This is a genomic window from Nitrospira sp. (genome assembly GCA_029194675.1).
Lineage (GTDB): Bacteria > Nitrospirota > Nitrospiria > Nitrospirales > Nitrospiraceae > Nitrospira_D.
The window spans coordinates 42,923-49,580 of sequence record JARFXP010000011.1 but is presented as its reverse complement, the minus strand read 5'-3'; the positions used below and the strand labels follow the sequence as shown (position 1 = coordinate 49,580).

At 53.8% G+C, this 6,658-nt stretch carries 9 protein-coding genes; 3 read left to right on the top strand and 6 right to left on the bottom strand.

Annotation, left to right across the window (positions count from 1 at the left end):
• On the bottom strand, positions 1-709 hold a 709-nt coding region (locus P0120_24280; GenBank protein MDF0677427.1), incomplete at its 3' end, for a methyltransferase.
• A gap of 78 nt (positions 710-787) precedes the next feature.
• Positions 788-1,171 (bottom strand): hypothetical protein, encoded by a 384-nt coding sequence (locus tag P0120_24275; GenBank protein MDF0677426.1) that lies wholly within the window; start codon positions 1,169-1,171, stop codon positions 788-790.
• A 255-nt stretch (positions 1,172-1,426) separates the two neighbouring features.
• On the opposite strand from P0120_24275, the gene P0120_24270 reads away from it, so the two are divergent.
• On the top strand, positions 1,427-1,669 hold the full coding sequence (locus P0120_24270) for a hypothetical protein (protein ID MDF0677425.1): 243 nt from the start codon (positions 1,427-1,429) through the stop codon (positions 1,667-1,669).
• Entirely contained in the window at positions 1,666-2,067 is a 402-nt protein-coding gene (locus P0120_24265) for a type II toxin-antitoxin system VapC family toxin (protein MDF0677424.1), read from the top strand. The genes P0120_24270 and P0120_24265 overlap by 4 nt, the downstream gene beginning before the upstream one ends.
• A gap of 194 nt (positions 2,068-2,261) precedes the next feature.
• Here P0120_24265 and P0120_24260 read toward each other — a convergent pair whose 3' ends face one another.
• The gene (locus tag P0120_24260; protein ID MDF0677423.1) at positions 2,262-2,486 is read right to left on the bottom strand and encodes a hypothetical protein; all 225 of its coding nucleotides are present in this window, start codon (positions 2,484-2,486) and stop codon (positions 2,262-2,264) included.
• On the opposite strand from P0120_24260, the gene P0120_24255 reads away from it, so the two are divergent.
• Positions 2,487-2,639 carry a hypothetical protein gene (locus tag P0120_24255; protein MDF0677422.1) on the top strand — a complete coding sequence of 51 codons (153 nt, stop codon included), beginning with the start codon at positions 2,487-2,489 and terminating at the stop codon, positions 2,637-2,639.
• A gap of 59 nt (positions 2,640-2,698) precedes the next feature.
• Here P0120_24255 and P0120_24250 read toward each other — a convergent pair whose 3' ends face one another.
• The 3 genes from P0120_24250 to P0120_24240 form a co-directional block, all read right to left on the bottom strand.
• Positions 2,699-2,992 carry a hypothetical protein gene (locus tag P0120_24250; GenBank protein MDF0677421.1) on the bottom strand — a complete coding sequence of 98 codons (294 nt, stop codon included), beginning with the start codon at positions 2,990-2,992 and terminating at the stop codon, positions 2,699-2,701.
• A gap of 376 nt (positions 2,993-3,368) precedes the next feature.
• The gene (locus P0120_24245) at positions 3,369-4,328 is read right to left on the bottom strand and encodes an IS5 family transposase (protein ID MDF0677420.1); all 960 of its coding nucleotides are present in this window, start codon (positions 4,326-4,328) and stop codon (positions 3,369-3,371) included.
• 472 nt (positions 4,329-4,800) lie between these two features.
• Positions 4,801-6,537, bottom strand: coding sequence for a tachylectin-related carbohydrate-binding protein (locus tag P0120_24240; GenBank protein ID MDF0677419.1), 1,737 nt, complete (start codon positions 6,535-6,537; stop codon positions 4,801-4,803).
• Between the last annotated feature and the right edge of the window lie 121 nt (positions 6,538-6,658).

Sequence of the window (6,658 nt, the reverse complement as noted above, 5' to 3'; positions counted from 1 at the left end):
GCCGGTCCTTGAAGAAGTCGCCGGACGCCGTACGCACGCGACTCTCCAAGCCGGCGGCGGCGATATGTTTCTTCGCGATCGGCTCGACGACCGGTAGATCAAAGCTGGTGCACGTGAGATGAGGGTGTCGCTTCGCAACCTCGATGCTGAGCAGTCCGGTCGCACCGCCCACATCGCAGAGGGTCCTGAAGTTCGAGAAGTCAAATTTCTCCGCGAACGCTTCGAAATTGAGGCGCGAGAGTCCGGTCATCGCACCCATGAATTGTTCCAACCTTGGAAGGTTCGAATAGAGTTCCTCAAACATCCCTTTCTGTCCGTGCTTGATCTCGTTCTGGGGCCGTCCCGTCCGTAACGCCTCGGGCAAATCATTCCAAAATTTGTACAATCGCTCATTGAGCATGACGAGAATCCCACCGATGTACCTTGGGCTTGCTGCATCGAGGAACATGGCGCCCTCCGGCGTATTGAAATACTTCGCGTGCGGGCCGTCACCCTCACGGTTGAGAAACTTCATCGCCACGAGGGCATCAAAAAAGTCGGGATCGGCGCGTGGATGGAATTGCAATTCCTTGCCCAGCTCCGCTCCGGTGAGACGGTGACCGGCAAGTTTCGTGAAGAGCCCGACCTCGACAGCCGTAAGCAGGACCTTGGAGCTCCAAAAGCCGAAGGCAGTCTGCAAAATGGAAGAGGGGTTTGGCGGTGTGTTCATATGAAGACAATTTCCATGCGAGTGGTTGCCGGTCTTTTATCGAGATTTACATCTAGCGATCTGGCTTACTTCTCCCGCTCACACGTCCACGAGGAGTCCGCAGATATCGATGAACACCCTTACATTGCCCGTTGTCTCCTTGCGCGCAACCGTGAAGATGAGGTCGGATCCGGGATCTGCGTAGAGAATTGCCTCCTGGCTTCCGAAAAACCTGGCCGGAAATTCGGGCTCATCTATCTCAGCAATGCCGGTGGGGGCAATGGGATAGATGCCGACTCTCGAGCGCGTCGTCACATGAACGGCATAGAAAAGCGATTGATTCGGCTGCCCGAAACCATTGATGCCGACAGATTGAGTATGGAATCGTTTCTTTCTGGGAACGGTCACGATGACCGCTTCCTTGGTGCTTTCTCCCTCACTCAGATTGACGACTGCTCCAGTTTGAAAAGGTCGTTGAGCCATCTGTGGCGCCTCCTTTGAGAATCAGAAGCAGAGAGGGAAGTGTTTCAGCTACTGACAAGATGCAATATCAAAGAGAGTACGGAGGAGTGGAGAGAGAGTCAAGCGGATGGGGCAGGGTATAGCACTCCGTCGATTTGCCCGGAGGGATGGGCATATTCCCCCAAGCTGCTTCTGGGAGGGCACTTGACCGGGTGGTGCCGTCAGGATAGTATCCATATCGGTAGCATTATGGATGCCCACTGAGGGGAGGCCGAGATGGCGACTCTGACGATCAAGAATGTTCCGGAACCGGTGGTAAAGCGGCTTAAACAACAGGCAGCCGCGCAGCATCGAAGCCTGAATTTTCAGGTCATCTCGTATCTCGAACAGATGACGCACAGCGTCCCGGTAGATAGCGATGCCCTCTTGGCTCGTGCTCGGGCACTTCGTCGTATACCGAAAGGCCTCAAAGTGACGGATCGGCTGCTGGGTGAACTGAAAGTCGTTGGTCGGCCATGATCGTGTCCGACACGAATCTCCTGATCTATCTCTATGTCCAGGTGCAACGAACCGAGGAAAGCGAAGCCGTGCTGCGACGTGATCCTGTGTGGGCGGTTCCGTTGCTGTGGCGATCTGAATTTCGGAATGTACTGATCGGGCTCGTCCGGAAAGGTGGTCTTTCGTTGGAGATGGCCACTGCTATTGTCGAAGAAGCCGAACGGTGGTTGATCGGCCATGAGTACAGCGTCATCTCACAGCACGTGCTGAGCCTCGCGGCGCAATCCGGCTGCTCGGCCTACGATTGTGAGTTTGTCGTTCTGGCGAAAGATTTGCGAGTGCCCTTGGTGACGACGGACCGGCAGATCCTCAAAGCATTCCCTACCGTGGCGGTCTCACCATCTGCGTTTGTTGGCTGAGTCTGAACAGGACAATGACACCGGTGCCAGAATCCTGAAACACAAAGGTATCCGACCCTTTAACTTCGACCCCTTAACTTCGTTCCGAATGCACAATACAAGATCCGATCCCAACTTCCTTTCATGAGCCTATCCACGGTCTGCCAGGAAGTCGGCGGGAATCTCACAGTCTGTATCGATGAGATACCGGAAGGTCATAGGCTGGGAACGGGTCTGGTAGAAACCAACCGATCATCATCGATGTTGCGGATCAATGCCTCGGGGTAGAGTGTGCCCTTCCACTGCCCTGCGCTGCGCTGAAAAGCCTCGCGGTCGGTTGGAGCAAGAATGGTCACCATGACTTCCTGACCCTCCAGTAGGTCGATCTGTAGAGGTTCGATGACGTCGCCCTTAACGCGGGCACGGATAAGATTGCTCATATGAAGCCTGGATGGGAATATCTACTCGGAGCGTCCGGTAATCCGTCGCTGGGGCTTCCGTTGGAGGGCAAACTCAAGCGCTGTTTCGAGTCGGATGACCCGAGTGTTCAGGTCTTCAATGCGGGTTTGCTGTTTGGCGAGCGTGGCGTTTAACTAGTCGACTTTATCACTAAGCTTCAGCGTGTTGGCGAACGCATCCCATACGCCTTCCGTCAGTCCCATGATTGGCTTTTCCTTTTTTGTTTAATCAACGCATCCATTCGCGCTTCCGATTGCGCCACCAGAGAAAGAGTCTTATCGATCGAACGGATGGTCTTGGTGGTCGCTCGAATGACCTGTGTGGCCATATGATCTAAAAGGTCTTGATCATCCATCGGAGTAAACCGTTCTCCTCCTTGTCTGAGAAGTTCACCCATGGTGATATGAGCGAGCTTGGCCTTTCGAGCCAGTCTCCGCTTTTGTGTTCGACTCATCAAAACAGGAACCTGCACATTGGTGGATGGCATATGGCCTCCGTGGAGGAATGAATATATAGGTTGTATATATCATAGGTGAGAAGAGGCTGTCGATTGGTCGTACAGTGACGGGTTATGTGTGAACCCAGGTGAGCTAGTGCAGCTAGCAGGTAATGCTGGTCGCACGAAGAGCGATGCTCACTCTTCATTCGGCCCTTATCGGACAGTGTCAACTGTGGCGCTCGTTGGAATCGAGTCTGTTTCTGTTTTATTTAGGGAACGTCTGATTAATTCACAGTTGCACGAAGCAATCTGTCCCTGGGGGAATCACTACTGGCCATCAGGTGGGAATCCGCTGGTCCGGGATCGTCTTTCTCGGGGCTCGCCCGCTCTGTCAGGCTGCCCATGACTCCGTTCGCACACGGGCTCACGAGGCTTCCGCCAGCAGCTGCCGGCGCGTCACATAGAGATTCGCCAAGCCGCAACTGATGAACAGCCAGTGGGTGTTCTTCGCCAACCCCCGGTAGCGGACGTTGGCCCACCCGAAGATCTGCTTGATCACCAAGAACGCATGTTCGACTTTCGCCCGCACCTTCGACTTCGTGCGGTTCCGGGCCCGCTCGGTCTCACTCAGGGGCCGATGGCGATGCGCTTTAGTCTGCACAAAGCTCTTAGCCCTGGGGGCGTGGTGTCGAATCACGTCGCGCTGCCCGCTATACGCGGCATCGCCCCCCACCCGCGTCTCCTGTCCATGCAGCAACTTCGGTAACCCCTGGCTGTCATGCACATTCGCGGCAGTCGCGGCCACTGAATGAATCAGCTTGGTCTGGCTGTCCACACCGATATGCGCTTTCATGCCGAAGTACCACTGATTGCCCTTCTTCGTCTGATGCATCTCCGGATCCCGCGCCTTCTGGCGATTCTTGGTTGAACTGGGCGCACTGATGATGGTGGCATCCACGATGGTCCCGCGACTGACTTTTATGCCGTGGGTTGCCAGATACGCGCCGATCCGTGCAAAGAGCCGCTCGCCCAGTTGGTGGGCTTCCAAGAGATGCCGAAACTTGCAGATCGTCGTTTCATCGGGCACGGGCTCGCGGCCCAGATCAATGCCCACGAACTGCCGCATCGCCCGTGAGTCGTCCAGCGCCTCTTCCACGGCCGGATCCGACAGGTTGAACCACTGTTGCAGACAATGGAGGCGCAGCATGCGCTCGACGCCCACCGGTGGCCGCCCGGGGCCTTCGGCCTTGGGATAGACCGGCTCAATGGCCGCCACCAGGTCCGCCCACGGCACGACACGGTTCATTTCATCCAGGAACTGCTCGCGGCGAGTGGGCTTGCGATACGGTTCAAACGTGACCTCGGCAAATGTCTGCTGTTGCATCGGATGCGCCTCCCGTTCAGTGCTGCGCTATCCGTAGCACATCTCGCGAGGAGAATAAATCAGACCTTCCTTAGCTCGTTTTTGGGTTGAGCTTGGCTGGAATTCTCGTTGATGTGGGTCACGTCTTGTCATGTGTATCAGACTCGTCGCCTCATACTTTAGTGATGCACAAGACAAAGCGTTGGTTGTGATCCTGTCGAGTATCGAATGCACGATACAAGATCCGACCCCAACTTCCTTTTCTTGCTCACGACGGACCGGCAGGTTCTCAAAGCATTCCCCACTGTGGCTGTCTCACCGTCCGCGTTTGTGGACTAAGCACCAGAAGGATAAGGACATTGCGGTGGAGGCGTTTCGGAGCAGTGCAGGGGCTGTCTTCCGTCAAATGCTCCAATCCCTTAATGGCATGCAAAACGGATAACAATCTTCTGTTTATGCCACCACCCATTTTTAGCTTAGCGTACTCAATTATTTAACGTATGCCGCCGCCTGGCGGTAGTATTTCTGGAATACTGGCGAAGATCTTTGTGAAATCCTGCCATCCTGAGCCTATCAGCACTGGGCCTTCCCATGTTTCCGCTCCTGCGCGAGTCGTCCTATTACCACGGAGTCCTAAATGCTTGTACCACAGCAATTCACCATTAGGTCGGATAGCAAAAATAACGCCGTCGCCAGCGGGCACGATTTGTTGAAATTGATTCCACTCCGAGCCAACGATGCGCGGGCCAGACCAACTTTTTGTGCCATTCTCAAAACCATTATGTTGATACAGCAACAGAGTCCCGTCTGGTTTGACGGCGTAGATGGCGCCTTGACCAGTCGAGAAAACGTCTTTAAACCCGCCCCACCCGCTGCCCACCTCAGATGGGGGTGCCCATGCCACGTTGCCGTTTTGGAAGCCAATGTGACGATACCACAATAGAATGCCGTCTTGCCGGATCGCATACACAATACCGTTACCACCCGCAAAGATCCGAGAAAAGGTCCAGCTATTGCCAACTTCGATGGTTGGTTTCCAAGAAAAGGTACCGTCGTTGAATCCGTCGTGTTGGTACCATAACAGTTTGTTGTCTTGCGTTAACGCATATAGGCGGTTGCCCCCAGCTGAAATCACATCCTTAAAATGATTCCAGCTCGTGCCGACTGTTTTTGGTCCTTGCCACGCAGAAGCTTTGGAGTCTTTGCGATACCAAAGCAGCTCTCCGTTGGGGCGTATACCGTAAATAAAAAATGGCTGAAAATCAGGTGGTGTTTGTGCAAAAGTACCGATGAATCCGGGTGGAGGCGGCTCAAGCAAAGTATCGGAATCAGATGATGGAGGGGGTGGTGGTCCTATAATTCCAAGAATACTGTTCCAAACGCCCGTAATCTGGCAGTCTCCAGCCTCTGGAGTGCTTGTAGCCCAATCCCAGGTTTGAGGCATGCCCGGCACATAGGTGACCTTCGTTTTTGAATGGACGCCGACCAACGCATACCCTCCTAGAACCCATGCGTACGACGGCCCTCCGCTGTCACCTCCCGCAATCATGTAACCATTTTCACTGGGATACCAATAGAGATTATCTTTGGTATAGGAAGGCTTGGCATAAGCTACGCGGTAAAACCCATCCATCTCAGACGGTTTTGCAGAAGCTCCTTCAGCCGAAGCGAGCTTGTTAATGCCGCGCCCGAACATTATCAAGCTGGCGCCAATCGGGTTTCCAAAATACGGAAATTGTCCGTCTTGAAAAATCAGACGTGAGTAACCGGTTGTCGAGCCGTGAATATTGAAAGGATTGGCTACTTGTATAATCGCCACGTCGTAAGGCCGAAAGGTTTCAACCCGGATGACTCCTTTCGCTTGTGGATTATGCCATCCTCCTGCACTCAATGTCATTTGTGCAATGCTTTTGAGCACGTTCTGGCCAGGTCGCGCTGGATCAGGCATAGGCTGGCCTGATGAGTTTACGGCATCCACGCAATGTGCAGCGATAATAACCCATTGATTGCGAAGAAGTGATGCGCTACAGCTGGTGGTACTTGTTGCGGTCATATATTGGAAAGTTAGGAGCCCGAAGTCTTCTTGGTTAGCCTCAGATACGAGGCTGCCGTGTACTAGAGGTTGGCGGGACGTTCCCGTGTTTTCCTGCGCCATGATAAACCCAGGAAGCATCACGACGACACTAACTAAAACCTTGAGTCCGTACGGGACAATATGATGTTGTTTCATGGCAACTCTCCTCCAGCAAAAGACAGGTTTGCAACGAATCCTTGATCGGTGCGCCTTTTATCGAAAGCAAACGCTCTTGAGAAGTTGAACGCAATCGCCGTAATGAATCAAAAACATAGGA